This is a genomic window from Streptomyces sp. NPDC055239, from assembly GCF_053606205.1.
In genome coordinates this window covers 245,289-268,514 of the sequence record NZ_JBSGRD010000009.1, presented here as the reverse complement: position 1 = coordinate 268,514, position 23,226 = coordinate 245,289, and the positions used below count along the sequence as shown (strand labels likewise).

Annotated in this window: 36 protein-coding genes; 3 read left to right on the top strand and 33 right to left on the bottom strand. The window is 66.5% G+C overall.

Features of this window, described 5'->3' with window-relative positions; all coding sequences use genetic code 11:
- Positions 1 to 12: 12 nt before the first annotated feature.
- Both coaA and ACWFRJ_RS27670 read left to right on the top strand, forming a co-directional pair.
- A complete protein-coding gene (gene coaA / locus ACWFRJ_RS27675; RefSeq protein ID WP_453536378.1) occupies positions 13 to 1,011 on the top strand; it encodes a type I pantothenate kinase in 999 nt (332 codons plus the stop codon).
- Positions 1,012 to 1,056: 45 nt separating this feature from the next.
- A complete protein-coding gene (locus tag ACWFRJ_RS27670; RefSeq protein WP_453536375.1) occupies positions 1,057 to 2,004 on the top strand; it encodes a DUF389 domain-containing protein in 948 nt (315 codons plus the stop codon).
- 30 nt (positions 2,005 to 2,034) lie between these two features.
- Here ACWFRJ_RS27670 and glmM read toward each other — a convergent pair whose 3' ends face one another.
- The 4 genes from glmM to ACWFRJ_RS27650 form a co-directional block, all read right to left on the bottom strand.
- Entirely contained in the window at positions 2,035 to 3,393 is a 1,359-nt protein-coding gene (glmM, locus tag ACWFRJ_RS27665; protein WP_453536372.1) for a phosphoglucosamine mutase, read from the bottom strand.
- Between the two features lie 145 nt (positions 3,394 to 3,538).
- Entirely contained in the window at positions 3,539 to 4,060 is a 522-nt protein-coding gene (gene rpsI, locus ACWFRJ_RS27660; protein WP_361716623.1) for a 30S ribosomal protein S9, read from the bottom strand.
- Positions 4,061 to 4,106: 46 nt separating this feature from the next.
- The gene (rplM, locus tag ACWFRJ_RS27655; RefSeq protein ID WP_453536368.1) at positions 4,107 to 4,550 is read right to left on the bottom strand and encodes a 50S ribosomal protein L13; all 444 of its coding nucleotides are present in this window, start codon (positions 4,548 to 4,550) and stop codon (positions 4,107 to 4,109) included.
- A gap of 219 nt (positions 4,551 to 4,769) precedes the next feature.
- The gene (locus ACWFRJ_RS27650) at positions 4,770 to 5,981 is read right to left on the bottom strand and encodes a glycosyltransferase family 87 protein (protein WP_453536365.1); all 1,212 of its coding nucleotides are present in this window, start codon (positions 5,979 to 5,981) and stop codon (positions 4,770 to 4,772) included.
- Positions 5,982 to 6,055: 74 nt separating this feature from the next.
- On the opposite strand from ACWFRJ_RS27650, the gene ACWFRJ_RS27645 reads away from it, so the two are divergent.
- A complete protein-coding gene (locus tag ACWFRJ_RS27645) occupies positions 6,056 to 6,907 on the top strand; it encodes a hypothetical protein (RefSeq protein ID WP_453536362.1) in 852 nt (283 codons plus the stop codon).
- A gap of 19 nt (positions 6,908 to 6,926) precedes the next feature.
- Here the strand turns inward: ACWFRJ_RS27645 and truA are convergent, their stop codons facing one another.
- From truA to rplD, 29 genes are all read right to left on the bottom strand, one after another.
- Positions 6,927 to 7,781: a tRNA pseudouridine(38-40) synthase TruA gene (truA, locus tag ACWFRJ_RS27640; protein ID WP_453536359.1), complete on the bottom strand. Its 855-nt coding sequence runs from the start codon at positions 7,779 to 7,781 to the stop codon at positions 6,927 to 6,929.
- A gap of 81 nt (positions 7,782 to 7,862) precedes the next feature.
- The gene (gene rplQ, locus ACWFRJ_RS27635) at positions 7,863 to 8,369 is read right to left on the bottom strand and encodes a 50S ribosomal protein L17 (protein WP_453536353.1); all 507 of its coding nucleotides are present in this window, start codon (positions 8,367 to 8,369) and stop codon (positions 7,863 to 7,865) included.
- Between the two features lie 138 nt (positions 8,370 to 8,507).
- Positions 8,508 to 9,530: a DNA-directed RNA polymerase subunit alpha gene (locus ACWFRJ_RS27630; protein ID WP_453536350.1), complete on the bottom strand. Its 1,023-nt coding sequence runs from the start codon at positions 9,528 to 9,530 to the stop codon at positions 8,508 to 8,510.
- Between the two features lie 146 nt (positions 9,531 to 9,676).
- The gene (gene rpsK / locus ACWFRJ_RS27625; protein WP_003948617.1) at positions 9,677 to 10,081 is read right to left on the bottom strand and encodes a 30S ribosomal protein S11; all 405 of its coding nucleotides are present in this window, start codon (positions 10,079 to 10,081) and stop codon (positions 9,677 to 9,679) included.
- Positions 10,082 to 10,143: 62 nt separating this feature from the next.
- Entirely contained in the window at positions 10,144 to 10,524 is a 381-nt protein-coding gene (rpsM, locus tag ACWFRJ_RS27620; RefSeq protein ID WP_383275917.1) for a 30S ribosomal protein S13, read from the bottom strand.
- 178 nt (positions 10,525 to 10,702) lie between these two features.
- Positions 10,703 to 10,816: a 50S ribosomal protein L36 gene (rpmJ, locus tag ACWFRJ_RS27615; protein WP_003974245.1), complete on the bottom strand. Its 114-nt coding sequence runs from the start codon at positions 10,814 to 10,816 to the stop codon at positions 10,703 to 10,705.
- 56 nt (positions 10,817 to 10,872) lie between these two features.
- On the bottom strand, positions 10,873 to 11,094 hold the full coding sequence (gene infA / locus ACWFRJ_RS27610; RefSeq protein ID WP_003948620.1) for a translation initiation factor IF-1: 222 nt from the start codon (positions 11,092 to 11,094) through the stop codon (positions 10,873 to 10,875).
- 168 nt (positions 11,095 to 11,262) lie between these two features.
- Positions 11,263 to 12,099, bottom strand: coding sequence for a type I methionyl aminopeptidase (gene map, locus ACWFRJ_RS27605; RefSeq protein ID WP_453536345.1), 837 nt, complete (start codon positions 12,097 to 12,099; stop codon positions 11,263 to 11,265).
- A 126-nt stretch (positions 12,100 to 12,225) separates the two neighbouring features.
- The gene (locus ACWFRJ_RS27600) at positions 12,226 to 12,879 is read right to left on the bottom strand and encodes an adenylate kinase (protein WP_453536342.1); all 654 of its coding nucleotides are present in this window, start codon (positions 12,877 to 12,879) and stop codon (positions 12,226 to 12,228) included.
- Positions 12,879 to 14,192 carry a preprotein translocase subunit SecY gene (gene secY / locus ACWFRJ_RS27595; RefSeq protein ID WP_453536339.1) on the bottom strand — a complete coding sequence of 438 codons (1,314 nt, stop codon included), beginning with the start codon at positions 14,190 to 14,192 and terminating at the stop codon, positions 12,879 to 12,881. The genes ACWFRJ_RS27600 and secY overlap by 1 nt, the downstream gene beginning before the upstream one ends.
- A 224-nt stretch (positions 14,193 to 14,416) precedes the next feature.
- The gene (gene rplO, locus ACWFRJ_RS27590) at positions 14,417 to 14,872 is read right to left on the bottom strand and encodes a 50S ribosomal protein L15 (RefSeq protein WP_249588330.1); all 456 of its coding nucleotides are present in this window, start codon (positions 14,870 to 14,872) and stop codon (positions 14,417 to 14,419) included.
- Position 14,873: 1 nt separating this feature from the next.
- On the bottom strand, positions 14,874 to 15,056 hold the full coding sequence (rpmD, locus tag ACWFRJ_RS27585; RefSeq protein WP_041985698.1) for a 50S ribosomal protein L30: 183 nt from the start codon (positions 15,054 to 15,056) through the stop codon (positions 14,874 to 14,876).
- Positions 15,056 to 15,655 (bottom strand): 30S ribosomal protein S5, encoded by a 600-nt coding sequence (gene rpsE / locus ACWFRJ_RS27580; RefSeq protein ID WP_453536336.1) that lies wholly within the window; start codon positions 15,653 to 15,655, stop codon positions 15,056 to 15,058. The genes rpmD and rpsE overlap by 1 nt, the downstream gene beginning before the upstream one ends.
- Positions 15,656 to 15,701: 46 nt before the next feature.
- Complete coding sequence (rplR, locus tag ACWFRJ_RS27575) at positions 15,702 to 16,085, bottom strand: 50S ribosomal protein L18 (RefSeq protein WP_344522013.1); 384 nt, start codon at positions 16,083 to 16,085, stop codon at positions 15,702 to 15,704.
- 3 nt (positions 16,086 to 16,088) lie between these two features.
- On the bottom strand, positions 16,089 to 16,628 hold the full coding sequence (gene rplF, locus ACWFRJ_RS27570) for a 50S ribosomal protein L6 (RefSeq protein WP_249588331.1): 540 nt from the start codon (positions 16,626 to 16,628) through the stop codon (positions 16,089 to 16,091).
- Between the two features lie 21 nt (positions 16,629 to 16,649).
- Complete coding sequence (rpsH, locus tag ACWFRJ_RS27565; protein WP_453536331.1) at positions 16,650 to 17,048, bottom strand: 30S ribosomal protein S8; 399 nt, start codon at positions 17,046 to 17,048, stop codon at positions 16,650 to 16,652.
- A 224-nt stretch (positions 17,049 to 17,272) separates the two neighbouring features.
- A complete protein-coding gene (locus tag ACWFRJ_RS27560) occupies positions 17,273 to 17,458 on the bottom strand; it encodes a type Z 30S ribosomal protein S14 (protein WP_003948630.1) in 186 nt (61 codons plus the stop codon).
- Between the two features lie 5 nt (positions 17,459 to 17,463).
- The gene (gene rplE / locus ACWFRJ_RS27555) at positions 17,464 to 18,021 is read right to left on the bottom strand and encodes a 50S ribosomal protein L5 (RefSeq protein WP_344522014.1); all 558 of its coding nucleotides are present in this window, start codon (positions 18,019 to 18,021) and stop codon (positions 17,464 to 17,466) included.
- Complete coding sequence (gene rplX / locus ACWFRJ_RS27550) at positions 18,021 to 18,344, bottom strand: 50S ribosomal protein L24 (RefSeq protein WP_453536327.1); 324 nt, start codon at positions 18,342 to 18,344, stop codon at positions 18,021 to 18,023. Before rplX ends, rplE begins: the two co-directional genes overlap by 1 nt.
- A 2-nt stretch (positions 18,345 to 18,346) precedes the next feature.
- Positions 18,347 to 18,715, bottom strand: coding sequence for a 50S ribosomal protein L14 (rplN, locus tag ACWFRJ_RS27545; protein WP_073768975.1), 369 nt, complete (start codon positions 18,713 to 18,715; stop codon positions 18,347 to 18,349).
- A gap of 104 nt (positions 18,716 to 18,819) precedes the next feature.
- The gene (gene rpsQ / locus ACWFRJ_RS27540) at positions 18,820 to 19,104 is read right to left on the bottom strand and encodes a 30S ribosomal protein S17 (protein ID WP_361837218.1); all 285 of its coding nucleotides are present in this window, start codon (positions 19,102 to 19,104) and stop codon (positions 18,820 to 18,822) included.
- Positions 19,104 to 19,328: a 50S ribosomal protein L29 gene (gene rpmC / locus ACWFRJ_RS27535; protein WP_003998824.1), complete on the bottom strand. Its 225-nt coding sequence runs from the start codon at positions 19,326 to 19,328 to the stop codon at positions 19,104 to 19,106. Before rpmC ends, rpsQ begins: the two co-directional genes overlap by 1 nt.
- On the bottom strand, positions 19,328 to 19,747 hold the full coding sequence (gene rplP, locus ACWFRJ_RS27530) for a 50S ribosomal protein L16 (RefSeq protein ID WP_135332557.1): 420 nt from the start codon (positions 19,745 to 19,747) through the stop codon (positions 19,328 to 19,330). Before rplP ends, rpmC begins: the two co-directional genes overlap by 1 nt.
- Before the next feature lie 5 nt (positions 19,748 to 19,752).
- Positions 19,753 to 20,595: a 30S ribosomal protein S3 gene (gene rpsC / locus ACWFRJ_RS27525; protein ID WP_160506663.1), complete on the bottom strand. Its 843-nt coding sequence runs from the start codon at positions 20,593 to 20,595 to the stop codon at positions 19,753 to 19,755.
- Positions 20,595 to 20,942: a 50S ribosomal protein L22 gene (rplV, locus tag ACWFRJ_RS27520; RefSeq protein ID WP_016645177.1), complete on the bottom strand. Its 348-nt coding sequence runs from the start codon at positions 20,940 to 20,942 to the stop codon at positions 20,595 to 20,597. Before rplV ends, rpsC begins: the two co-directional genes overlap by 1 nt.
- Positions 20,943 to 20,983: 41 nt before the next feature.
- Positions 20,984 to 21,265 carry a 30S ribosomal protein S19 gene (gene rpsS, locus ACWFRJ_RS27515; protein WP_160506662.1) on the bottom strand — a complete coding sequence of 94 codons (282 nt, stop codon included), beginning with the start codon at positions 21,263 to 21,265 and terminating at the stop codon, positions 20,984 to 20,986.
- Between the two features lie 12 nt (positions 21,266 to 21,277).
- The gene (gene rplB, locus ACWFRJ_RS27510) at positions 21,278 to 22,114 is read right to left on the bottom strand and encodes a 50S ribosomal protein L2 (protein WP_160506661.1); all 837 of its coding nucleotides are present in this window, start codon (positions 22,112 to 22,114) and stop codon (positions 21,278 to 21,280) included.
- A 39-nt stretch (positions 22,115 to 22,153) separates the two neighbouring features.
- Positions 22,154 to 22,570, bottom strand: a complete 417-nt coding sequence (gene rplW, locus ACWFRJ_RS27505; protein WP_453536320.1) for a 50S ribosomal protein L23 — start codon at positions 22,568 to 22,570, stop codon at positions 22,154 to 22,156.
- Entirely contained in the window at positions 22,570 to 23,223 is a 654-nt protein-coding gene (rplD, locus tag ACWFRJ_RS27500) for a 50S ribosomal protein L4 (RefSeq protein ID WP_453536317.1), read from the bottom strand. Before rplD ends, rplW begins: the two co-directional genes overlap by 1 nt.
- Between the last annotated feature and the right edge of the window lie 3 nt (positions 23,224 to 23,226).

The window sequence follows — 23,226 nt, the reverse complement described above, 5'->3', positions numbered from 1 at the left end:
TAACAATGGACTGTGATCTCATCGGTCTCCGTACCCCCGACGAACCCGCGGAGCGCCCACCGGCACAAGCCGGAGGCGACTCCCTACGTCGACCTCACCCGCACCGAGTGGAGCGCCCTGCGTGACAAGACGCCGCTTCCCCTGACCGCCGCGGAGCTGGAGAAGCTGCGCGGCCTGGGCGATGTCATCGACCTGGACGAGGTGCGGGACATCTATCTCCCGCTCTCCCGGCTGCTGAACCTCTACGTAGGCGCCACGGACGGCCTGCGCGGCGCGCTGAACACCTTCCTCGGCGAGAAGGGCTCCCAGTCGGGCACGCCCTTCGTCATAGGAGTCGCGGGCTCGGTGGCCGTCGGCAAGTCCACCGTCGCCCGCCTCCTCCAGGCCCTGCTCTCCCGCTGGCCCGAGCACCCCCGCGTCGAGCGCGTGACGACGGACGGCTTCCTGCTGCCCACCAAGGAGCTTGAGGCCCGCGGCCTGATGTCCCGCAAGGGCTTCCCTGAGTCGTACGACAGAAGGGCCCTGACCCGCTTCGTGGCGGACATCAAGGCGGGCAAGGACGAGGTGACGGCGCCCGTCTACTCCCACCTGATCTACGACATCGTCCCGGACCAGCGCCTCACGGTCCGCCGCCCCGACATCCTCATCGTCGAGGGCATCAACGTCCTCCAGCCGGCGCTCCCCGGCAAGGACGGCCGCACCCGCGTGGGTCTTGCCGACTACTTCGACTTCAGCGTGTACGTGGACGCGCGCGAGGAAGACATCGAGCGCTGGTACCTGAACCGCTTCAAGAAGCTCCGCGACACGGCGTTCAAGGACCCCTCCTCGTACTTCCGCAAGTACACCCAGGTCTCGGAGGAAGAGGCCCTGGACTACGCCCGCACGACCTGGCGCACGATCAACAAGCCCAACCTCCTGGAGAACGTGGCCCCCACGCGCGGCCGGGCCGCCCTGGTCATCCGCAAGGGCCCCGACCACAAGGTGCGCAAGCTGAGCCTGCGCAAGCTCTGACCCCGGATCCTCAACTCACCCCGGGCCGCCAGCTAACCTGCGCGCATGCTGCATCTGCGCCTGATCACCCCGGCCGACACGACGGACGACGTGGTGCGCCTGATCGAGAGGACGGTCGGCGCCACGCACCTGGCCGTCATGCCGGGCGCGGCCCGCAGCCCCGCCGGTGACGTGGTGACGTGCGACGTGGCCCGTGAGGCGGGCGACGCGCTGATCGGCGGCCTGCGCGCCCTCGGCATCGACAAGACGGGCTCGATCGCGCTGGAGAACATCGACCTGTCGCTCTCCCTGCGCGCGGACAAGGCGGAGGACGACGCCCCGGGCGAGGGCGCCGACGCGGTCCTGTGGGAGCAGCTCTCCGACGCGACCCACGAGGAGTCGACGCTCTCCGTCACCTACGTCGCCTTCATCACGCTCGCCACGATGATCGCGGCCTGCGGCGTGGTCCTCGACAACGCGATCCTGGTCGTGGGCGCGATGGCGGTGGGCCCCGAGTTCGGCCCGCTGGCCGGCTTCTGCACCGCGCTCGTCCAGCGCGCCCCGCGCCTCGCCCTGCGCTCGCTGATCGCGCTGCTCGTGGGCTTCGCGGGGGCGATGGTGGTCACCGTCGGCTTCAGCTACTTCATGGACGCGATGAACCTGTTCAGCGACGAGGCCCTGAAGTCGGAGCGTCCGAACACGAACTTCATCTACCGCCCCGACTGGTTCTCGTTCGTCGTGGCCGTCCTGGCGGGCGCGGCGGGCACGCTCTCGCTCACCTCGGCCAAGTCGGGCGCGCTGGTGGGCGTGGCGATCTCGGTGACGACGGTCCCCGCGGCGGCCAACGCCGCCGTCGCCTTCAGCTACGCCGAGTACAAGCAGGCGTGGGGCTCCACGGAACAGCTCCTGCTCAACCTGCTGGGCATCGTCCTCGCCGGTACGCTCACGCTGCTCGCCCAGAAGTTCTTCTGGGCCAAGCAACGCGAGCGCACCGCCAGGTCACGACCGGCCTAGCCGGGCGACCGGCCCGGCCGGGCAACTGCTCTAGCCCAGAGCCGACTTCACCACATCGGCGAGCCGCCCGGCCACGGACCGGGCCTGGTCGATGTCGGCGGCCTCGACCATGACGCGCACCAACGGCTCCGTACCGGACGAGCGCAGCAACACCCGTCCCGTGGCACCCAGTTCACGCTCGGCGTCGGCGACGGCGGACGTCAGCTCGGCGGAGGTGGTGACCCGCGACTTGTCTACGTCGGGCACGTTGATCAAGATCTGCGGAAGCCGCTCCATGACCCCGGTGAGGTCGGCGAGGCTGCGCCCGGTCTCGGCGACGCGCGCCGCGAGCAGAAGCCCCGTCAGGGTGCCGTCGCCCGTGGTCGCGTGGTCGAGGATGATCACGTGCCCGGACTGCTCGCCGCCGAGGGCGAAGCCGTGCTGCTTCATCGATTCGAGGACGTACCGGTCACCGACGTTGGTCTGCACGAGGGAGAGGCCCTCGCGCTCCATGGCGAGCTTGAAGCCCAGGTTCGACATGACCGTGGCGACGACGGTGTTCTCGCGCAGCGTGCCGTGCTCCCGCATGGCGAGCGCCAGGACGGCGAGGATCTGGTCGCCGTCGACCTCGGCGCCCGTGTGGTCTACGGCGAGGCAGCGGTCGGCGTCGCCGTCGTGCGCGACACCGAAGTCGGCGCCGTGCTCGACGACGGCGGCCTTCAGGAGGCCCAGGTGCGTGGATCCGCAGCCGTCGTTGATGTTCAGGCCGTCGGGCTTGGCGCCGATCGTGATGATCTCGGCACCGGCGCGCGCGAACGCCTCGGGCGAGACACGGGCGGCGGCGCCGTGCGCCTCGTCGAGGACGATCTTCAGCCCGTCGAGGCGGTTGGGCAGGACACCCAGGAGATGGGCGACGTACTGGTCGAGGCCCTGGTCGTACGTCCGCACGCGGCCGACGCCCGCGCCCGTGGGACGCGCCCAGGGAGCGCCGGTGCGGTGCTCCTCGTACACGGACTCGATGCGGTCCTCCAGCTCGTCGGCCAGTTTCTGGCCGCCGCGCGCGAAGAACTTGATGCCGTTGTCCGGCATGGCGTTGTGGCTCGCGGAGAGCATCACGCCGAGGTCGGCGCCCAGCGCACCGGTGAGATGCGCCACCGCGGGGGTGGGCAGCACACCGACGAGCTGGACGTCCACGCCCGCGCTCGCGAGACCGGCGACCACCGCGGCCTCCAGGAACTCCCCTGACGCGCGGGGGTCTCGTCCGACCACCGCGACCGGGCGATGGCCCTCGAACGTGCCCACTTCGCCGAGCACATGAGCCGCCGCCACGGAGAGTCCGAGCGCGAGCTCGGCCGTCAGATCCGCGTTGGCGACACCGCGCACGCCGTCCGTGCCGAAGAGTCGTCCCACTGCTGTCCTCCTCCGGACTTCTACCCCGGGATCACCGGGGTCCCGACCCGGATCACCAGGAAGGATCACCAGGGTTTCCGATAAACGAACGCCCCGGCAGCACACAACGTGCCGCCGGGGCGAACGAACAGTACAAGCAGGCAGATTAACGCTTGCTGTACTGCGGAGCCTTGCGGGCCTTCTTGAGACCGGCCTTCTTGCGCTCGACCGCACGGTCGTCACGCTTGAGGTAACCGGCCTTCTTGAGGGCGGCGCGGTTGTTGTCGACGTCGGCCTCGTTCAGCGCACGGGCGACACCGAGACGGAGCGCACCGGCCTGACCGGAGACGCCGCCACCCGAGATGCGGGCGATGACGTCGTAGCGGTTGTCGAGCTCGAGCACCTTGAAGGGCTCGTTGACTTCCTGCTGGTGAACCTTGTTCGGGAAGTAGTCCTCGAGCGTGCGCCCGTTGACCTTCCACTTGCCGGTGCCCGGGACGATCCGGACGCGGGCGATGGCGTTCTTGCGACGGCCCAGGCCGGCGGCCGGCTGGGGGTCGCCGAAGCGCGCGGCGTTCGACTCAGAGGTGTACTCGCCCTCGACGGGCACCTCGGACTCGGTGGTGTACTGCTCGACGTCAACAACCTCGGTCTCTTCGACCGGCTGCTCAACGGTGGTCTCGGCCACGGTTCTCCTCAGAATTCTTTACGTCTTTGGGGGGGTGTGGCCGGAACTACTGCGCGACCTGGGTGATCTCGAACGGGACCGGCTGCTGAGCGCTGTGCGGGTGCTGGTCACCTGCGTAGATCTTCAGCTTCGAGAGCATCTGACGGCCCAGGGTGTTCTTGGGGATCATGCCCTTGATGGCCTTCTCGACGGCCTTCTCGGGGTTCTTCGCAAGAAGCTCGTCGTAGCGGACGGAACGCAGACCGCCCGGGTACCCGGAGTGGCGGTACGCCATCTTCTGGGTCTTCTTGTTGCCGGAGAGGTGAACCTTCTCGGCGTTGATGATGATGACGAAGTCGCCCATGTCCATGTGGGGCGCGTAAATCGCCTTGTGCTTACCACGCAGGAGGTTGGCGGCAGTGGTCGCCAGACGGCCCAGGACGATGTCCTGAGCGTCGATGACGTGCCACTTGCGGGTCACATCTCCGGGCTTGGGGCTGTACGTACGCACTTCGTAGCCTTCGCTTCTTCAGTGGATGGGGTCCAGACACACGGCACCCCAGAAGCGATCGAAGCGATCATGCAGCTGGGGCTCACAATGCCGGGGACGCTGCCCGTATGCGAGCCACTGGTAACTGCTCCAGGGAACCTACGTAAGGCCCTTCGCGTGAGAACGACGAAGCCAATACGTATAACAACCGCTGAGACTACCCGCAGCGCCCCGTACGGGTCAAAACGCGGACGTGGAGACCGGCACCGCCGGCTCCACCACCTCAGGCGGTTCTGCGCCATCCAGGCTGACCACCCTCGGCCGCACACAGGACCGGGCGACGGTGAAGGCCAGCACACACAGGGTGACGCAGTCTCGGAATGCCCGCCGGGTGCCTGGTTCGAGCCAAGGCCAGGAGAACCCCGGAATCTGCGGGACGAGCGCCAGCCAGAACCACTTCCGCCCGGCCACCGCCCCCGGCACGAGCGCCCCCGCGAGCAGCAGCGGCACGACGACGAGCAGGTAGTGGTCGTAGGACGGCCTGGACACCAGAAACGCCGCCAGCATCAGCATCACGGCCGTCTCGACCACCCGCAGCTCCTCCGGCCCCTGACCGCCCCGCCAGCGCCGCCACGCGCACCACAGCCCCGCCCCCGCGCCCACGAGGGCGAGCAGGGTCGCCGCCCCCTGCGGCACCCCGAGCCGCGGCAGGACAGCGGCCGGCGACGCCTCGTAGAGCCGTACGAAAGAGTCGTCGCCCCGCAGCAGGAACGGCAGCGTCCGTGTGAAGAACCCCGCGGGGCCCGGCATGGCGAGCGCCGCCCCCACGGACACCACCGCGGGCACGAGCACCGCGCACCCGAGCCCCCGCCACCGGCGCGCGAAGACGAAGAGCAGCACCACCGGCGCGAGCAGCGGCTTCACGGCGACGGCCGCCCCGATCACCAGACCCGCCGCCACCCACTTCCCCCGGCACACGAGGAGCAGCGCGAGCGGAAGGGCGGCCGCCGAAGCCACGGTCCAGTTGCCGAGGTCGACGAGGTGCCCGAACGGCGCGAACCCCGCCGCGAGCGCCAGCAGACCGAGCACCGCGAACCGGCTCCGCCAGGCCACCCCATGGATCCGCAGCGCACACACCCACCCGACGACGAGCGAGGCCGTCACCCCCGCCGGAACGAGGAACCGCACGACGGACTGCGGAAGCAGCGTCTGCGGAACCGCGGCGAGCACGGCGCCCGGCAGATAGAGGAAGTGCCGGTCGGCATAGGGCGAACGCCCGTCGAGCCAGGCGTCGGCCGCCCGCACCACGATGGCGTTGTCCATCCCGCCGTCAGGCAGCCGCAGCCCCACCCGGACGGCCACGGCGAGCAGCACGCCCCCGAGCACCACCCAGGCAGGCCAGGTCGCCGGCCGCGACAACCACCCGCTAACAGCCACTTTGCCCGTATTCATATGCATCAGGCTAGGTCGGTCCCTTCCCCCGGCCCCCGCTCAACATCCCCAACTCCCCGTCTAAGATGCGGCGCATGAGCTTTGGGCAAGGGGGACCTCAGTGGGGTCCAGGGGATTCAGGGCAGACCCCTGACTGGGCGGCGCTCGCCGAGGCGTCCGAATCGCGCACCCGGCGCCGCAAATGGCTGATGATCGGTGGCGGCGCGCTCGCCACCGTCGTGGTCGCGGCCGCGGTCGCCGTGGCGGTCGTCTCCGCGAACAGCGACAACACCTCCGCCTCGAACAAACCGGCGAGCGAGCTGCCCTCGACGGCGGACATCCCCGGCGCGAGCGAGAACCCGGGACCGTCGTTCGAGAACACGACGCCGCCGCCCCCGCCGGACCCCAAGGAGTTCATCTCCAGCGCCAAGAAGGACAAGGCGCCGCTCGGCCCCGACACGCTCTTCCCGGGCAAGTCGCTGACCTCGGGCGACCGCGTCTACAAGAAGGGCGCCACGGACAGTACGAAGAAGTGCGCGAGCGTCACCCAGGACGAGCTCGGCACGATCCTCACCAAGAACGACTGCACCGAGCTCTTCCGCGCGAGCTACGTGAAGGACAACATCGCCGTGACGGTCGGCGTCGCCGTCTTCGACACGGCGGCCCAGGCCAAGAAGGTGAACGAGCAGGCCAAGAAAGGCCTCGTCATCTCGCTGCCCGGCAAGGGCGTGCCCAGCTTCTGCCGTACGGCGGTCTGCCGTGGCACGTACAACGCCTACGGCCGCTACGCCTACTTCACGACGTCCGGCTTCACCAGCGACAAGGACGTCACGGAGAAGGAGCGCAAGGTCTACACGGTCGGCGACGACCTGGCCCGCTTCACCTTCGGCCAGATCAACCGGCGGGGCGAGGCCCAGGCTTCCGCCGCGGCCGACGCCCCCGAGTAGTCCGGAAGCCGGGGGGGGCTCAGCAGCACCCGGCGCCGGGCAACGTCCGCTTGTTGCGCGCTTCTTTGCTGCGCGCGGCGAGCAACTCGTCGGCGGGGTAGCCGACTTCCTCCAGGGTCAGCCCGTGCGGCCGTACGACATGCACGGCGGAGTCCCGCACCCCGGCCGCGAGCACCTTGGCGGGCCACTCCACGGGCCGGTGCCCGTCGCCCACGAACAACATGGCGCCCACCAGCGAGCGCACCATGTTGTGGCAGAAGGCATCGGCCCGCACGGTCGCTTCGAGGATCCCGTCCGGCCGCCGCTCCCAGCGCAGTTCCTGGAGCGTACGAATGGTCGTGGCGCCCTCGCGCTTCTTGCAGTAGGCGGCGAAGTCATGCTCGCCGAGCAGCTTCTCAGCGGCGGCGTTCATGGCGTCGAGGTCCAACTCCCAGTCGTGCCACAGCACATGACTGCGCAACAGCGGATCGACACCGCCCGGGTGATCGGTCACGCGATAGGCGTAGCGCCGCCACACGGCCGCGAACCGCGCGTTGAACCCTGCGGGGGCCTCCGCCACCTTCCACACCCGCACATCGTGCGGAAGCCGCCCCGCGAGCCTGCGCAGCAGCTTGTCACTGTGCTCGGCCCACACGCTCTGAGGCAGATCGACGTGGGCGACCTGCCCCCGGGCATGCACCCCGCTGTCGGTCCGTCCGGCGACGGTCAGCTCGTACGTCTCCTGCGACCGCGTCACGGTCCGCAGCGCGTCCTCGATCTCCTGCTGAACGGTCCGCTGCCCCTGGCGCTGCTTGGCCCAGCCGGAGAAATCCTTGCCGTCGTACGAAAGGTCGAGACGCACCCGCACGAACCCAGGCTCTACTTCATCACTCACACCAGCAATCCTCTCAGCACCGGGGACATGCGAAAGCGGGCCCGCCCCGAAGGGCGGACCCGCTCACAGCAAGGCAGAGCCTCAGGCGTCCTTGGACTCGTCCTTGGACTCCTCAGCGGCCTCAACCGGCTTCGCGTCCTCGACGGGCGCGTCGTCCTTCTTGAGGGCGTCTTCCTTGACGGCACGCTTGGTGGCCGCCTCGGCCTCACCGGTGGCAGCCTGCGCCACGGTCAGGGCCTCGACAAGCTCGATGATCGCCATGGGCGCGTTGTCGCCACGACGGTTACCGATCTTGGTGATACGGGTGTAGCCACCCGGGCGGTTCTCGTAACGCGGGCCGATCTCGGTGAAGAGCGTGTGGACGATGCTCTTGTCCGTGATCACCTGGAGCACCTGGCGGCGGTTGTGAAGGTCACCCTTCTTCGCCTTGGTGACCAGACGCTCCGCGTAGGGACGCAGCCGACGGGCCTTCGCCTCGGTGGTGGTGATGCGGCCGTACTCGAAGAGCTGCTTGGCGAGGTTCGCCAGAAGAAGCTTCTCGTGCGCGGCGCTGCCGCCCATACGGGCACCCTTGGTGGGCTTCGGCATGGTGTTTCTCCTTGTTGTCTGCCCCGGCCGTATCAGGTACCGGGGTCAGTGGCACCCGCGCCCCGTAAGGGGCGCGGGGAACTGCGCGAGCAACCAAGACGCACGCGCAGCCAAAATCAAACCGTCAGTCCCGAGCTCTTAGTACTGCTCGGTCTCGACGAAACCGGCGTCCACGTCGTCGTCGGCGCCGAAGGCGTCAGCGGCGGCGGTCGGGTCGAAGCCGGGAGGCGAGTCCTTGAGCGCAAGGCCCATGCCGTTGAGCTTCATCTTGACCTCGTCGATCGACTTCGCACCGAAGTTGCGAATGTCGAGCAGGTCCGCCTCGGAGCGGGCCACGAGCTCACCCACGGAGTGGATGCCCTCGCGCTTGAGGCAGTTGTACGACCGAACGGTGAGCTCGAGCTCCTCGATCGGCAGGGCGAGATCAGCGGCCAGGGCCGCGTCCGTCGGCGAGGGGCCCATGTCGATGCCCTCGGCGTCGATGTTGAGCTCGCGGGCCAGACCGAACAGCTCGACCAGGGTCTTACCGGCGGACGCCATGGCGTCACGCGGGCGCATGGCCTGCTTGGTCTCGACGTCGACGATCAGCTTGTCGAAGTCGGTGCGCTGCTCGACACGCGTGGCCTCGACCTTGTACGTGACCTTCAGGACCGGCGAGTAGATCGAGTCGACCGGGATGCGCCCGATCTCCTGACCGACCTGCTTGTTCTGAACGGCGGAGACGTAACCGCGACCGCGCTCGACGGTCAGCTCCATCTCCAGCTTGCCCTTGCCGTTGAGCGTGGCGAGGACCAGGTCGGGGTTGTGCACCTCGACACCGGCGGGCGGGGCGATGTCAGCGGCGGTGACGAGACCGGGGCCCTGCTTGCGCAGGTACATCACGACGGGCTCATCGTGCTCGCTGGAAACGACCAGCTGCTTGATGTTGAGGATGAGGTCGGTGACGTCTTCCTTGACGCCCGGCACGGTGGTGAACTCGTGCAGGACACCGTCGATACGGATGGACGTGACGGCCGCACCCGGGATCGAGGAGAGAAGGGTCCGACGCAGGGAGTTGCCGAGGGTGTAACCGAAGCCCGGCTCCAGCGGCTCGATCACGAACCGGGAGCGGAATTCGTCGACGACCTCTTCGGTCAACGAGGGACGCTGAGCGATCAGCATGAAGTGATTCCTTCAGTCAGGGGCACCCACTATTTGATGCCCTTGCCACTGGGCGGTAGCCCAGTGTTGATACAGCTACAAGGGTACGGGCGGTACGGCTCCGGAGAGCCGCACCGCCCGAAAATCCCTGGGTCAAGCGACGTGCGTCAGACGCGGCGACGCTTGGGGGGACGGCAGCCGTTGTGCGGCGTGGGGGTGACGTCCTGGATCGAACCGACCTCGAGGCCCGTGGCCTGGAGGGAGCGGATCGCGGTCTCACGGCCGGAGCCGGGACCCTTGACGAAGACGTCAACCTTGCGCATGCCGTGCTCCTGGGCGCGACGCGCGGCCGACTCGGCGGCCATCTGCGCGGCGAACGGAGTCGACTTGCGCGAGCCCTTGAAGCCGACGTGGCCGGCGGAGGCCCAGCTGATCACGTTGCCCGTGGGGTCCGTGATCGAGACGATCGTGTTGTTGAACGTGCTCTTGATGTGGGCGTGCCCGTGAGCGACGTTCTTCTTTTCCTTGCGGCGCACCTTCTTGGCAGCGCCCTGACGACCCTTGGGGGGCATCTATTAACTCCTACGCGAGGTGGTCGGTCCTGCAGCGACAGCTGTCGATCGACCGCTGAGGACTACTTCTTGCCCGGCTTCTTCTTACCGGCGATGGCGCGACGCGGGCCCTTGCGGGTGCGGGCGTTGGTGCTGGTGCGCTGACCGCGGACGGGCAGGCCACGACGGTGGCGAACACCCTGGTAGCAGCCGATCTCGACCTTGCGGCGGATGTCGGCCTGGATCTCGCGGCGGAGGTCACCCTCCGTCTGGAGGTTGGCGTCCACGTACTCGCGGATCTTGATCAGGTCCTCTTCGGACAGATCACGAACACGGGTGTTGCGGTCCACACCGGTGGCGTCCAGCGTCTGCTGGGACAGCGTGCGGCCAATGCCGAACACGTACGTGAGGGCAACCTCGACGCGCTTTTCGCGCGGGAGGTCAACACCTTCAAGGCGTGCCATTCAAGGCTCCTGTTGATTTTCGGAGGTCTTCAGCAGGACCGTTCCCAGGTGCCGTACGAGGTACATCCTGAGTCCCCGGCCTCCGACCGGGGGTGTCGCCCTCCATCACTGAAGAGGGACGGGTCCTGCACATGTGCTTACGTGCGTCGCGCGAAAATCTGCGAACTGCAGTCGTGCGTCAGCCCTGGCGCTGCTTGTGGCGCGGGTTGTCGCAGATAACCATGACCCGGCCGTGACGGCGGATCACCCTGCACTTGTCGCAGATCTTCTTGACGCTCGGCTTGACCTTCATTGGTGAGGTTCTCCGGGTCAGTGCCACACCCCACGTGAATGAGGTGCGGGCGAGATCTACTTGTACCGGTAGACGATCCGGCCACGGGTCAGGTCGTAAGGAGACAACTCCACCACGACCCGGTCGTCAGGGAGGATGCGGATGTAGTGCATACGCATCTTGCCGCTGATGTGTGCCAGGACCTGGTGGCCGTTCTGGAGCTCAACCTTGAACATGGCGTTCGGAAGAGACTCAACGACAGTGCCCTCGATCTCGATGGCACCTTGCTTCTTGGCCACGCTCTGCCCTTCGAATCGACTACCTTGATCGACTTCGTACGCCGCATGCAGGCACACGGATGCACGAGAGCCGACGAGTCAGTCTACGTCAGGCCACCCGGAAAGACGAATCGAGGAAGAATGCCCCACAACCAAGATCCTTAAGCGGAAGGGCCATTCCGCGGCGACTCAGGCCAGCGGGTCGGGCGCCGTGGTGACGCCGTACTCCGCAAGCTTCGCCTTGCCGCAGTCAGGAGCCGTGAGCACGATCGGCCCCTCCTCCGTCAGAGCGATCGAGTGCTCCCAGTGGGAGGACCAGGTGCCGTCGGTCGTGATGACCGTCCAGTCGTCCTCCAGGACCTCCGTGCGGGGGGTGCCGAGGGAGACCATGGGCTCGATGGCGAGGCAGAAGCCGGGGACGAGCTTGGGGCCCTTGCCGCGGCGGCGCTCGACGTAGTTCAGGAGGTGGGGGTCCATGTGCATCTCGGTGCCGATGCCGTGGCCGCCGTAGTCCTCGACGATCCCGTACTTGCCGCCGCCGGGCTTCGGCTGGCGGCGGATGTACGACTCGATGGCGCGGGAGATGTCCACGAGCCGGTTGCCCTGCTTCATGGCGGCGAGCCCGGCCCACATCGACTCCTCGGTCACCCGGGAGAGCTCAAGGAGCTCCGGAGCGTGACCGGTGCCCACGAACGCGGTGTACGCGGCGTCGCCGTGCCAGCCGTCGATGATGGCGCCCGCGTCGATGGAGATGATGTCGCCGTCCTTCAGGACGGTCTTGTCGTCCGGGATGCCGTGCACGACGACCTCGTTGACCGAGGTGCAGATCGTGGCGGGGAAACCGCCGTACCCCAGGAAGTTCGACTTCGCGCCGTGCTCGGCGATCACCTTGCGGGCGACGTCGTCCAGGTCCTTCGTGGTGGCGCCCGGCACCGCCGCCTCGCGCGTGGCGGCGTGGACTGCGGCGACGACAAGGCCCGCCTCACGCATCTTCGCGATCTGCTCGGGGGTCTTGATCTGCACCATGGGGCTTCCGCTCTCCGTCATCCGTCCGACAACCGGCTACGTACGTAACCGCGACGTACACAACACTACGGCCGCGGTCCCCCGAGGGGCACCGCGGCCGAAACAGCGTACTGGACCGCGTACGGGCTACTTGTCGCCCTTGATCGCGTCCATCGCGCGCTTGGTGACCTCGTCCACCTTGCCGAGCGCGGAGATCGTGACCACCAGGCCCTGGGCCTTGTAGTGGTCGATGATCGGCTCGGTCTCGCGGTGGTACACGTCGAGACGCTTGCGCACGGTCTCTTCCTGGTCGTCACCGCGCTGGTAGAGCTCGCCGCCGCAGACGTCGCAGACGCCCTCGGTCTTCGGCTTGCTGTACGTCACGTGGAAGACGTGGCTGGAATCGTTCCGGCAGATGCGGCGGCCGGCGATGCGCTTGACCACCTCGTCCTCGGGGACCTCGAGATCGAGGACCGCGTCGAGCTTCTGGCCGTCCGCCTTGAGCGACTCGTCCAGGGCCTCGGCCTGCGACACGTTCCGCGGGAAGCCGTCGAGCAGGAAGCCGTTCTCGGCGTCCGGCTGCGTCATGCGGTCGTGGGCCATGCCGATGGTGACCTCGTCGGGGACGAGGTTGCCGTCGTCCATGTAGGCCTTCGCCCGCTTGCCAAGCTCCGTGCCCTGGCTGATGTTGGCACGGAAGAGGTCGCCCGTGGAGATGTGCGGGATCGACAGGTTCTTGGCGAGAAACGCGGCCTGCGTTCCCTTGCCCGCCCCGGGCGGCCCGACGAGGACGATTCGCATCAGCGGAGGAACCCTTCGTAATTGCGCTGCTGGAGCTGGCTCTCGATCTGCTTCACGGTCTCCAGACCCACACCCACGATGATCAGGATGCTTGTCCCGCCGAACGGGAAGTTCTGGTTCGCGCCGAAGCCCACCAACGCCATCGTCGGTACGAGAGCGATCAGACCCAGATACAGCGAGCCCGGCCACGTGATCCGGTTGAGTACGTAACTCAAGTACTCAGCGGTCGGACGGCCAGCCCGGATGCCCGGGATGAAGCCACCATACTTCTTCATGTTGTCCGCGACTTCCTCGGGGTTGAACGAGATAGCCACGTAGAAGAAGGCGAAGAACACGATCAACAGGAAGTACGTCGCGATATAGATCGGGTGGTCGCCCTTGGTCAGGTTCGCCTCGATCCACGTCTTCCACCCGGAGTTGCCACCCGCGAACTGGGCGACGAGAGCGGGGATGTAGAGCAGCGAAGAGGCGAAGATCACAGGGATGATGCCCGCCTGATTGACCTTCAGCGGAATGTAGGTCGACGTACCGCCGTAGGAACGGCGGCCGATCATTCGCTTCGCGTACTGGACGGGAATGCGGCGCTGAGCCTGCTCCACGAAAACGACCAGACCGACCATGACGAGACCGACCGCGATGACGGTGCCGAACTCGATCCAGCCACCGGCGAGCGAACCCTGCTTCTTGATGGCCCACAGGGCGCTCGGGAACGTCGCGGCGATCGAGATGAACATCAGGATCGACATGCCGTTGCCGATGCCGCGGTCGGTGATGAGCTCACCGAGCCACATCACGCAGGCCGTACCGGCGGTCATCGTGATGACCATGGTGACGGTCACGAAGATGGACTGGTCCGGCACGATCTCCGTGGCGACGGGGCAGCCGGAGAACAGCGAGCCCGTACGAGCCGTGGCCACGAGGCCGGTCCCCTGGAGGATCGCGAGCGCGACGGTCAGATAACGCGTGTACTGCGTGATCTTCGCCGTGCCGGCCTGTCCCTCCTTCTTGAGGGCCTCGAGCCGCGGGATCACCACGGTCAGCAGCTGCAGGATGATGCTCGCCGTGATGTACGGCATGATGCCGAGCGCGAAGATCGTGATCTGCAGGAGCGCCCCGCCACTCATCATGTTCACCAGGCCGAACAACCCCTGGTTGGAGTTGGCCTGGTCCATGCAGGTCTGGACGTTCTTATAGCTGACACCGGGAATCGGTACATGCGTACCGATCCGGTAGATCACGATGATGCCGAGCGTGAAGAGCAGCTTCTTGCGCAGGTCGGGCGTCTTGAACGCCCGGGCGAACGCGGTGAGCACGGTGCCTCCTGCGACCCCCGCGCGCGTGCGCAAGAGGTAGTGGTCTGAGGATCGACGATTACATATCAGTCAGAAAAACCGCACGGAAGAACCGCACGGAGCTTAGACAGTGCACGCCACCTTACCGGCGACCGTGCCCCCCTTGGAACGACCAACCGGGGATGCCCCATATGTGGGGCATCCCCGGTTGGGAATCGCTCAAGTCATCGAGTGGCCTGAAGAATTCAGACGAGCTCGGTGACGGTACCGCCAGCGGCGGTGATCTTCTCCTTGGCGGAGCCGGAGACGGCGTCAACCGTCACCTGCAGCGCCACGGTGACCTCACCCTGGCCGAGGACCTTGACGAGGCTGTTCTTGCGAACCGCACCCTTGGCGACGAGACCCTCTACGGTGACCTCGCCCCCTTCCGGGAACAGCGCGCTCAGCTTGTCGAGGTTCACGACCTGGAACTCGGTCTTGAACGGGTTCTTGAAGCCCTTGAGCTTCGGGAGGCGCATGTGGAGGGGCATCTGCCCGCCCTCGAAGCGCTCCGGAACCTGGTAACGGGCCTTGGTGCCCTTGGTACCACGACCAGCGGTCTTACCCTTGGACGCCTCACCACGACCCACACGGGTCTTGGCGGTCTTGGCGCCCGGGGCGGGCCGGAGGTTGTGGACCTTCAGCGGGTTCTGCTCCGCCATGTCAGTCGACCTCCTCAACCGTCACGAGGTGGCGGACGGTGTTAGCCATTCCGCGGAACTCGGGGCGGTCTTCCTTGACGACGACGTCGTTCAGGCGCTTGAGGCCGAGCGAACGCAGCGTGTCGCGGTGGTTCTGCTTGCTGCCGATGTACGACTTCGTCTGCGTGATCTTGAGACGGGCCATTACGCACCCGCTCCCGCACGTGCACGAAGCAGAGCCGCGGGGGCGACGTCCTCGAGGGGCAGACCACGGCGAGCCGCGATCTCCTCGGGACGCTGCAGGCCCTTGAGGGCCGCCACGGTCGCGTGCACGATGTTGATCGCGTTGGAAGAGCCGAGCGACTTCGACAGGATGTCGTGAACGCCGGCGCACTCGAGCACAGCACGCACCGGGCCACCGGCGATAACGCCGGTACCGGGGGAAGCAGGCTTGAGCAGGACGACGCCCGCGGCCTTCTCGCCCGTGATCGGGTGCGGGATGGTGCCCTGGATACGCGGAACCTTGAAGAAGCTCTTCTTGGCCTCTTCAACGCCCTTGGCGATGGCCGCGGGAACTTCCTTGGCCTTGCCGTATCCGACACCTACGGTGCCGTCACCGTCGCCCACCACGACCAGCGCGGTGAAGCTGAAGCGGCGACCACCCTTGACAACCTTGGCGACACGGTTGATCGCGACAACGCGCTCAACGTATGCGGTCTTCTCGGCAGCGGCGCCGTCGCGACCCTTCCGGTCCCGCCGCTCGCCGCCACCGGCACCGCTCCCGCGGCGCTGGGGTCCAGCCATTGGAATTACCTCTCTCTGTTACGTCCGCTAGCTCCGGAACCGGGGCTTAGAACTTCAGCCCGGCTTCGCGGGCGGCGTCCGCCAGAGCGGCAATGCGCCCGGCGTACTTGTTGCCACCGCGGTCGAACACGACGGTCTCGACACCCGCAGCCTTGGCACGCTCGGCAACAAGCGCGCCGACCTGCTTGGCCTGCGCGGACTTGTCAGCCTCGCCACCGCGGATCGTGGTGTCCAGGGTCGACGCCGACGCAAGGGTGTGACCCTTGAGGTCGTCGATGACCTGAGCAACGATGTTGCGGTTCGAGCGCGTCACGACGAGGCGCGGACGCTCCGCCGTACCCGACACGTTCTTACGGATGCGGATATGGCGGCGAGCCTTGGCGGCACGCTTGTAAGCGTCACCCTTGGCGATCTTTACACCGTATGCCATGGCTTACTTACCTGCCTTTCCGACCTTGCGTCGGATGACTTCGCCCTCGTACTTGACACCCTTGGCCTTGTACGGGTCGGGCTTGCGGAGCTTGCGGATGTTGGCCGCAACCTCGCCGACCTTCTGCTTGTCGATGCCCTCGACCGAAAGCTTGGTCGCGGACTCCACCTTGAAGGTGATGCCCTCAGGGGCCTCGACCAGGATCGGGTGGCTGTAGCCCAGCGAGAACTCCAGGTTGGAGCCCTTCGCGAGCACGCGGTAACCGACACCGCTGATCTCGAGCTTCTTCACATACCCCGTGGTCACACCGGTGATCATGTTCGCCACCAGCGTGCGGGACAGGCCGTGCAGGGCCTTGTTCTGACGCTCGTCGTTGGGGCGGGTGACGCTCAGGACGCCGTCCTCACCCTTAGCGATGTCGATCGGCGCGACGACGGTGTGGGAAAGGGAGCCCTTGGGACCCTTAACCGAGACCGTCCGGCCGTCGATGGTGACGTCCACGCCGGCGGGAACCGTGATGGGGAGCTTGCCAATACGCGACATTAGCTATTCCTCCGTTCCCGACTACCAGACGTAGGCGAGGACTTCCCCACCTACGCCCTTCTTGCCTGCCTGCTGGCCGGTCAGGAGACCGTGGGAAGTGGAGATGATCGCCACTCCCAGGCCGCCCAGAACCTTCGGCAGGCTGGTGGACTTCGCGTAAACCCGGAGACCGGGCTTGGAGATCCGCTTGATGCCCGCAATGGAGCGCTCACGGTTCGGGCCGAACTTCAGCTCGAGAACGAGGTTCTTGCCAACCTCGGCGTCCTCGACCTTCCAGCCCGTGATGAAGCCCTCCTGCTGGAGGATCTCCGCGATGTGAGACTTGATCTTGCTGTGCGGCATAGCCACGGTGTCGTGGTACGCCGAGTTCGCGTTACGCAGACGAGTCAGCATGTCCGCGATCGGATCAGTCATGGTCATGAATTGGCCTTCGGCCTCTCTCGCCGTGGTTTCCTATCTGCGCCATCCCTCTCCCCACTCAGAGGCGGGACGGGTGCGGCGCGGGGACCTACGGCGTAGTAAGTCGGTCAGGGCGGCAGGCGCCCAACCCTCCTAGCCTAAGGCATAGAGGGCCGGGTCACCTACCGACCAGATACTTACCGAGAGCCTCCAGTAATTCCCAAGTCCCTAAGGACAGAGGGGAATTACCAGGAGCTCTTGGTCACGCCCGGCAGCTCGCCACGGTGAGCCATCTCACGAAGGCAGACGCGGCACAGGCCGAACTTGCGGTACACGGAGTGCGGACGGCCGCAGCGCTGGCAGCGGGTGTAGCCGCGCACACCGAACTTGGGCTTACGAGCAGCCTTGGCAATAAGTGCCTTCTTCGCCATCTCGGTTACGCCTCCTTGAAGGGGAAGCCGAGGTGACGAAGGAGCGCACGGCCCTCAGCGTCGTTGGTCGCCGTGGTGACCACGGTGATGTCCATACCCCGGACGCGGTCGATCTTGTCCTGGTCGATCTCGTGGAACATGACCTGCTCCGTGAGACCGAAGGTGTAGTTGCCACGGCCGTCGAACTGCTTGGGGGACAGACCACGGAAGTCGCGGATGCGCGGAAGCGCGAGCGACAGGGTGCGGTCCAGGAACTCCCACATGCGGTCGCCACGGAGCGTGACGTGGCAGCCGATCGGCTGACCCTCGCGCAGCTTGAACTGCGCGATGGACTTCCGGGCCTTGGTGATGGCCGGCTTCTGACCCGTGATGGTGGTCAGGTCACGGACGGCACCGTCCATGAGCTTCGAGTCACGGGCGGCGTCGCCGACACCCATGTTGACCACGATCTTGACGAGACCGGGGGTCTGCATGACGTTCTCGTAGGAGAACTCTTCCTGCAGCTTGCCCGCGATCTCCTCGCGGTACTTCGTCTTCAGACGCGGGCTGGTGGTGGTCGTCATCAGATGTCCTCACCCGTCCGCTTGGCAACGCGGATCTTGTTGCCGTCATCGTCGAAGCGGAAACCGACACGCGTGACGACCTTGTTGCCGTCCTTCTCCACGACCAGCTGGACGTTGGAGACGTGGACAGGGGCTTCGGTGGTCACGATGCCGCCGGCCTGCGAACCGCTGGCGGTCGGGCCGGCCTTCGTGTGCTTCTTGACCCGGTTGACACCCTCGACCAGGACGCGCTCGTCGCGCGGGTAAGAGGCAATGACCTTGCCCTGCTTGCCCTTGTCCTTACCGGTGATGACCTGAACCAGGTCGCCCTTCTTGATCTTCATGCTTACAGCACCTCCGGCGCGAGCGAGATGATCTTCATGAACTTCTTCTCGCGCAGCTCACGGCCCACCGGGCCGAAGATACGGGTGCCGCGAGGGTCGCCGTCGTTCTTCAGAATGACGGCGGCGTTCTCGTCGAAACGGATGTACGAGCCGTCGGGACGGCGGCGCTCCTTGACGGTGCGAACGATGACGGCCTTGACGACGTCACCCTTCTTCACGTTGCCACCGGGGATCGCGTCCTTGACGGTGGCGACGATGACGTCACCGATACCCGCGTAGCGGCGACCCGAGCCACCGAGAACACGAATGGTGAGAATTTCCTTCGCACCCGTGTTGTCGGCGATCCGAAGTCGCGACTCCTGCTGGATCACGTCTATCTCCTGATTGTCTGCCGGTTCCCGGCGAGCTCCGCATATTGCTTCACGGAGCTCACCGAGCCTGGCGGAACGAACTCCGAGGGATACCCCTCAGAGATTTACTTGGCCTTCTCGAGGATCTCGACGATGCGCCAGCGCTTGGTCGCCGACAGCGGACGCGTCTCCATAAGGAGGACGCGGTCGCCGACGCCGGCAGCGTTCTGCTCGTCGTGCGCCTTGAGCTTGTTCGTACGGCGGATGACCTTGCCGTACAGCGCGTGCTTCACGCGGTCCTCGACAGCGACGACGACGGTCTTGTCCATCTTGTCGCTGACGACCAGACCCTCACGGGTCTTGCGGAATCCGCGGTCGCTCTTGGTCTCAGTCACGTTGCTCTCGCTCATCAGGCGCTCTCCACCGTCTCGATGCCCAGCTCGCGCTCACGCATCAGGGTGTAGATCCGCGCGATGTCCTTACGAACGGCCTTGAGCCGCCCGTGGTTCTCGAGCTGACCGGTCGCCGCCTGGAAGCGGAGGTTGAACAGCTCTTCCTTGGCTTCGCGAAGCTTCGCGAGAAGCTCCTCGTCACCCAGTTCGCGCAGCTCGGACGCCTTGGTACCGGCCGACATCACGACTCACCTGCCTCGCGCCGAACAATCCGGCACTTCATCGGAAGCTTGTGAGCAGCGCGGGTAAGCGCCTCACGCGCAGTCTTCTCATTCGGGTAGGACAGCTCGAACATCACCCGTCCGGGCTTGACGTTCGCGACCCACCACTCGGGGGAACCCTTACCGGAACCCATGCGGGTCTCGGCGGGCTTCTTCGTCAGCGGGCGGTCCGGGTAGATGTTGATCCAGACCTTGCCGCCACGCTTGATGTGGCGGGTCATCGCGATACGAGCCGCCTCGATCTGGCGGTTGGTCACGTACGCCGGAGTGAGGGCCTGAATCCCGTACTCGCCGAACGCAACCTGCGTACCACCCTTGGACATACCGCTGCGCTTGGGGTGGTGCTGCTTGCGGTGCTTGACCCTACGAGGGATCAGCATGTCGGTCAGGCCTCCGTTCCGGTGCTCTCAGCCGGAGCGGCAGCTGCGGCGGGAGCGTCGGCCTTGGGGGCCTCGGCAGCCGGCGCGGACTGCTGCTGCGGCTTGCGGCCGCGGCCGCCACGCTCGCCACCACGGCCACCACGGGCCGGGCGGTCGTTGCCGCCGCCACGGGCCGGGCGGTTACCCGCACGGGCCGCGGCGTTCTCGGCGCGGACCTCGGCGATGTTCTTGACGTCGCCCTTGTAGATCCAGACCTTCACGCCGATACGGCCGAAGGTCGTCTTGGCCTCGAAGAAGCCGTAGTCGACGTTCGCACGGAGGGTGTGCAGGGGCACGCGGCCCTCGCGGTAGAACTCCGAGCGAGACATCTCGGCGCCGCCGAGACGGCCGCCACACTGGATCTTGATGCCCTTGGCGCCGGCCTTCATCGTCGACTGCATGCTCTTACGCATGGCGCGACGGAAGGAGACGCGGGAGGACAGCTGCTCTGCAACGGCCTGCGCGACAAGCTGAGCGTCGACCTCGGGGTTCTTGACCTCGAGGATGTTCAGCTGAACCTGCTTGCCCGTGAGCTTCTCGAGGTCACCGCGGATGCGGTCGGCCTCGGCGCCACGGCGGCCGATGACGATGCCGGGACGCGCGGTGTGGATGTCCACCCGCACGCGGTCACGGGTGCGCTCGATCTCAACCTTCGAGATGCCGGCGCGCTCCATGCCGGACGTCATCATCCTGCGGATGGCGACGTCTTCCTTGACGTAGTCCTTGTACAGCTTGTCGGCGTACCAACGCGACTTGAAGTCGGTGGTGATGCCGAGCCGGAACCCGTGCGGGTTTACCTTCTGGCCCATTACCGGGTTCCTTCCTTGCTGCTGACGACCACGGTGATGTGGCTGGTCCGCTTACGGATCCGGTAGGCACGGCCCTGAGCACGCGGACGGAACCGCTTCAGGGTCGGGCCCTCATCCACGTACGCCTCGCTGATTACCAGCGAAGAGGCGTCACTGTGGTCGTAGTTGTGTGCAGCATTGGCAATGGCGCTGTCAAGCACCTTGCCAACCGGCACGCTCGCGGCCTGCGGGGCGAAACGCAGGACCGCCTGAGCCTCCGTGGCATCCATGCCACGGATGAGGTCCACCACTCGGCGGGCCTTCATGGGCGTGACGCGGATGTACCGCGCCTGGGCCCTGGCTTCCATGGTTGTCCCTTCGGTGTAAGTCATAGTCGTTCCACCCCGCGCTAGCGGCGCTTCGACTTCCGGTCGTCCTTGACGTGGCCGCGGAAGGTGCGAGTCGGCGAGAACTCGCCGAGCTTGTGGCCGACCATCGCCTCGGTGACGAACACCGGGATGTGGGTCTTGCCGTTGTGCACCGCGATCGTGTGGCCCAGCATGGCCGGGACGATCATCGAGCGACGGGACCAGGTCTTGATGACGTTCTTGGAACCTGCTTCGTTCTGGACATCCACCTTCTTGATGAGGTGTCCGTCGACGAAGGGTCCCTTCTTGAGACTGCGCGGCATCTAAACCCGCTCCTAGCGCTTCTTGTTCGTCTTGCGGCGGCGGACGATGTACTTGTTGCTCGCCTTCTTCGGCGAACGAGTACGACCCTCCTTCTGACCCCACGGCGAGACCGGGTGACGACCACCGGAAGTCTTGCCTTCACCACCACCGTGCGGGTGGTCGACCGGGTTCATCGCCACACCGCGAACGGTCGGGCGAACGCCAAGCCAGCGCTTACGGCCGGCCTTGCCCCAGTTGATGTTCGACTGCTCGGCGTTGCCGACCTCGCCAATCGTGGCGCGGCAGCGGACGTCGACCAGACGGATCTCACCGGACGGCATACGAAGGTGGGCCATGGAGCCCTCCTTCGCCAGCAGCTGCACGGAGGCACCCGCGGAGCGGGCGAACTTCGCGCCGCCGCCGGGCCGCAGCTCGATGGCGTGGATGGTCGTACCGACCGGGATGTTGCGGAGCGCCAGGTTGTTGCCCGGCTTGATGTCCGCGCCCGGTCCGTTCTCGACCCGGTCACCCTGCGACAGGTTGCGGGGGGCCAGGATGTAGCGCTTCTCGCCGTCCGCGTAGTGCAGGAGCGCGATGCGCGCGGTGCGGTTCGGGTCGTACTCGATGTGCGCGACCTTCGCCGGCACGCCGTCCTTGTCGTGACGACGGAAGTCGATCACTCGGTAGGCGCGCTTGTGTCCGCCACCCTGGTGGCGAACGGTCACACGACCGGCGTTGTTACGGCCGCCCTTGCTGTGCAGCGGGCGGACCAGCGACTTCTCCGGCGTGGACCGCGTTACCTCGACGAAGTCGGCGACGCTGGAGCCACGACGGCCCGGCGTAGTCGGCTTGTACTTGCGGATTCCCATTTCTCAGTCCTCGTCCGATATTCGGACCAGGGCGCTCCGTTAGGAGGCCTGGCCGAAGATGTCGATACGGTCGCCCTCAGCAAGGGTCACGATCGCGCGCTTGGTGTCAGCGCGCTTACCGAACCCCGTGCGGGTGCGCTTGCGCTTGCCCTGGCGGTTGATCGTGTTGACCCCAGTGACCTTGACCGAGAAGACCGCCTCGACGGCCTGCTTGATCTGGGTCTTGTTGGCGCCGGGCGCAACGACGAAGGTGTACTTGCCCTCGTCGAGGAGCGCGTAGCTCTTCTCAGAGACGACCGGCTTGACGAGGACGTCACGGGGGTCCGTGAAGCTCTTGCTCAGCGGCGTCTCAACGGTGTTCTTGCCCTCGGTGGCGTGGCGCTTCGCCTTGGCGAGGCGCGCAGCCTTGGCGACCTTGGCCGCCTTGGGCGCGATGCTCGGGTGACGCGTAGCCATCAGGCTTCGCTCCCTTCGGTCTCAGCGGCCTTGGGGCCAGACACGAAGGACTCGAAAGCGGCCTTGGTGAAGACCACGTCGTCCGAGACGAGCACGTCGTACGTGTTCAGCTGGCCCGGCTCCAGGATGTGCACCTGGGGCAGGTTGCGGGCGGAGAGCAGCGAAGTCTCGTCCGCACGGTCGATGACCAGGAGCACGTTCTTGCGCTCGCTGACCTTACCGAGCAGCGTCTTCGCGGCCTTCGTGGAGATGTCGCCCTCGACCACGTTGGTGACAACGTGGATACGAGCGTTGCGGGCCCGGTCGGTGAGGGCGTGGCGCAGGGCCGCGGCCTTCATCTTCTTCGGGGTCCGCTGCGAGTAGTCACGCGGCTGCGGGCCGTGGACGACGCCACCGCCTGCGAACTGCGGCGCACGGGTCGAACCCTGGCGCGCGCGGCCGGTGCCCTTCTGGCGGTACGGCTTCTTACCACCACCGCGGACTTCACCGCGGCGCTTGGTCTTGTGCGTGCCCTGACGGGCAGCGGCCAGCTGGGCGACGACGACCTGGTGGAGAAGCGGGATGCTGATCTTCTCTACGTCGAAGATCTCCGCGGGGAGCTCGACCGTCCCGGCCTTGTCGCCAACCGGCGAAAGGATGTCAATGGTACTCATCGG

What these genes read in the sequence shown, in the direction of transcription:
- ACWFRJ_RS27670 (WP_453536375.1), top strand. Translation starts at nt 1,057, where the DNA reads ATGCTGCATCTGCGCCTGATCACCCCGGCCGACACGACGGACGACGTG.
- ACWFRJ_RS27650 (WP_453536365.1), bottom strand. Translation starts at nt 5,981, where the DNA reads ATGAATACGGGCAAAGTGGCTGTTAGCGGGTGGTTGTCGCGGCCGGCG.
- ACWFRJ_RS27645 (WP_453536362.1), top strand. Translation starts at nt 6,056, where the DNA reads ATGAGCTTTGGGCAAGGGGGACCTCAGTGGGGTCCAGGGGATTCAGGG.
- rplQ (WP_453536353.1), bottom strand. Translation starts at nt 8,369, where the DNA reads ATGCCGAAGCCCACCAAGGGTGCCCGTATGGGCGGCAGCGCCGCGCAC.
- ACWFRJ_RS27630 (WP_453536350.1), bottom strand. Translation starts at nt 9,530, where the DNA reads ATGCTGATCGCTCAGCGTCCCTCGTTGACCGAAGAGGTCGTCGACGAA.
- rpsK (WP_003948617.1), bottom strand. Translation starts at nt 10,081, where the DNA reads ATGCCCCCCAAGGGTCGTCAGGGCGCTGCCAAGAAGGTGCGCCGCAAG.
- rpsM (WP_383275917.1), bottom strand. Translation starts at nt 10,524, where the DNA reads ATGGCACGCCTTGAAGGTGTTGACCTCCCGCGCGAAAAGCGCGTCGAG.
- rpmJ (WP_003974245.1), bottom strand. Translation starts at nt 10,816, where the DNA reads ATGAAGGTCAAGCCGAGCGTCAAGAAGATCTGCGACAAGTGCAGGGTG.
- map (WP_453536345.1), bottom strand. Translation starts at nt 12,099, where the DNA reads ATGGTGCAGATCAAGACCCCCGAGCAGATCGCGAAGATGCGTGAGGCG.
- ACWFRJ_RS27600 (WP_453536342.1), bottom strand. Translation starts at nt 12,879, where the DNA reads ATGCGAATCGTCCTCGTCGGGCCGCCCGGGGCGGGCAAGGGAACGCAG.
- rplO (WP_249588330.1), bottom strand. Translation starts at nt 14,872, where the DNA reads ATGGCGGAGCAGAACCCGCTGAAGGTCCACAACCTCCGGCCCGCCCCG.
- rpmD (WP_041985698.1), bottom strand. Translation starts at nt 15,056, where the DNA reads ATGGCCCGTCTCAAGATCACGCAGACGAAGTCGTACATCGGCAGCAAG.
- rpsE (WP_453536336.1), bottom strand. Translation starts at nt 15,655, where the DNA reads ATGGCTGGACCCCAGCGCCGCGGGAGCGGTGCCGGTGGCGGCGAGCGG.
- rplR (WP_344522013.1), bottom strand. Translation starts at nt 16,085, where the DNA reads ATGGCATACGGTGTAAAGATCGCCAAGGGTGACGCTTACAAGCGTGCC.
- rplF (WP_249588331.1), bottom strand. Translation starts at nt 16,628, where the DNA reads ATGTCGCGTATTGGCAAGCTCCCCATCACGGTTCCCGCCGGCGTGGAC.
- rpsH (WP_453536331.1), bottom strand. Translation starts at nt 17,048, where the DNA reads ATGACCATGACTGATCCGATCGCGGACATGCTGACTCGTCTGCGTAAC.
- ACWFRJ_RS27560 (WP_003948630.1), bottom strand. Translation starts at nt 17,458, where the DNA reads ATGGCGAAGAAGGCACTTATTGCCAAGGCTGCTCGTAAGCCCAAGTTC.
- rplE (WP_344522014.1), bottom strand. Translation starts at nt 18,021, where the DNA reads ATGACGACCACCACCAGCCCGCGTCTGAAGACGAAGTACCGCGAGGAG.
- rplX (WP_453536327.1), bottom strand. Translation starts at nt 18,344, where the DNA reads ATGAAGATCAAGAAGGGCGACCTGGTTCAGGTCATCACCGGTAAGGAC.
- rpsQ (WP_361837218.1), bottom strand. Translation starts at nt 19,104, where the DNA reads ATGAGCGAGAGCAACGTGACTGAGACCAAGAGCGACCGCGGATTCCGC.
- rpmC (WP_003998824.1), bottom strand. Translation starts at nt 19,328, where the DNA reads ATGTCGGCCGGTACCAAGGCGTCCGAGCTGCGCGAACTGGGTGACGAG.
- rplP (WP_135332557.1), bottom strand. Translation starts at nt 19,747, where the DNA reads ATGCTGATCCCTCGTAGGGTCAAGCACCGCAAGCAGCACCACCCCAAG.
- rpsC (WP_160506663.1), bottom strand. Translation starts at nt 20,595, where the DNA reads ATGGGCCAGAAGGTAAACCCGCACGGGTTCCGGCTCGGCATCACCACC.
- rplV (WP_016645177.1), bottom strand. Translation starts at nt 20,942, where the DNA reads ATGGAAGCCAGGGCCCAGGCGCGGTACATCCGCGTCACGCCCATGAAG.
- rpsS (WP_160506662.1), bottom strand. Translation starts at nt 21,265, where the DNA reads ATGCCGCGCAGTCTCAAGAAGGGACCCTTCGTCGACGGACACCTCATC.
- rplB (WP_160506661.1), bottom strand. Translation starts at nt 22,114, where the DNA reads ATGGGAATCCGCAAGTACAAGCCGACTACGCCGGGCCGTCGTGGCTCC.
- rplW (WP_453536320.1), bottom strand. Translation starts at nt 22,570, where the DNA reads ATGGCTACGCGTCACCCGAGCATCGCGCCCAAGGCGGCCAAGGTCGCC.
- rplD (WP_453536317.1), bottom strand. Translation starts at nt 23,223, where the DNA reads ATGAGTACCATTGACATCCTTTCGCCGGTTGGCGACAAGGCCGGGACG.